Origin of the sequence: Protofrankia sp. Cas8, from assembly GCF_963555845.1 — a bacterium.
Classification (GTDB): Bacteria; Actinomycetota; Actinomycetes; order Frankiales; family Frankiaceae; genus Protofrankia.
The window spans coordinates 30,701-31,593 of record NZ_CAUVXI010000042.1 but is presented as its reverse complement, the minus strand read 5'-3'; the positions used below and the strand labels follow the sequence as shown (position 1 = coordinate 31,593).

Here is an 893-nt window from a genome sequence, read left to right as displayed (position 1 = left end):
GGGGTTGCGATGGATCGGAAAGACGATCAGAAGATCTGGCCGCTCCGTCGCGAGCTGCGCGAGCGCCTCGCCGATATTGCGCATCGGCTCGCCCCAGGATTCCCGCCGGTGGGCGGTGACAAGGAGCACGGGCCGGTCGCCGGAAGCGTTGCGCTCCAACTCCGCCAGCAACGGGTCGTCTTTCGGCACAGGCTCCTTGACAACCCAGAGCAACGAATCGATCACGGTATTGCCGACGACGAGAACCGTGTCCGGCTTGACGCCCTCTGCGAGGAGATTGTCACGACTGGTGGGGGTGGGCGCCAGATGCAGGTCGGCGAGCTGGGTGGTCAGCCGACGGTTGATCTCTTCGGGGAACGGTGAGGTGGGGTCGTTCGTGCGCAGGCCCGCTTCCAGGTGCGCGACGGGAACCCCCAGGTAGAAGGCGGCGAGCGCGCCCGTGAACGTCGTGGTCGTATCCCCCTGGACGATCACGATGTGCGGTTGGATCTCCGTGATGGCCGCCTCCAGGCCGCCGAGCGACCGGGTGGTGACCCCGGCGAGCGTCTGGCCCTGCTGGAGGACGTCGAGATCGACGTCGGGAACGATGCCGAACAGGTTGTTGACCTGGTCGAGCATGCTCCGGTGCTGGCCGGTGACGGCGACGACGGGACGGAAAAACGGCGAGGCCGCCAGTTCACGGACCACCGGTGCCATCTTGATTGCTTCTGGACGGGTGCCGTAAATCACCAGGACGGTACGGTCTGGCCCACTGTCAGGACGGGTCGATGTTTTTGTGGCCATAACATGTCCTTTCGTCGGTCCTTGTCCGTGTCGGGTCAGGGATGCGGATCGGGTCAGGGATGCGGGATCGGCGCGGGAAAGTCATGAGCGTGGGCGGGTGGGCGGGGGAT

Annotated in this window: 1 protein-coding gene; it reads right to left on the bottom strand. The window is 65.6% G+C overall.

Annotated features, from left to right (window positions below; all coding sequences use genetic code 11):
* Positions 1 to 783: non-hydrolyzing UDP-N-acetylglucosamine 2-epimerase (gene wecB / locus U9977_RS09080; RefSeq protein ID WP_322748756.1), on the bottom strand; the 783-nt coding region annotated here is incomplete at its 3' end.
* Positions 784 to 893 lie beyond the last annotated feature (110 nt).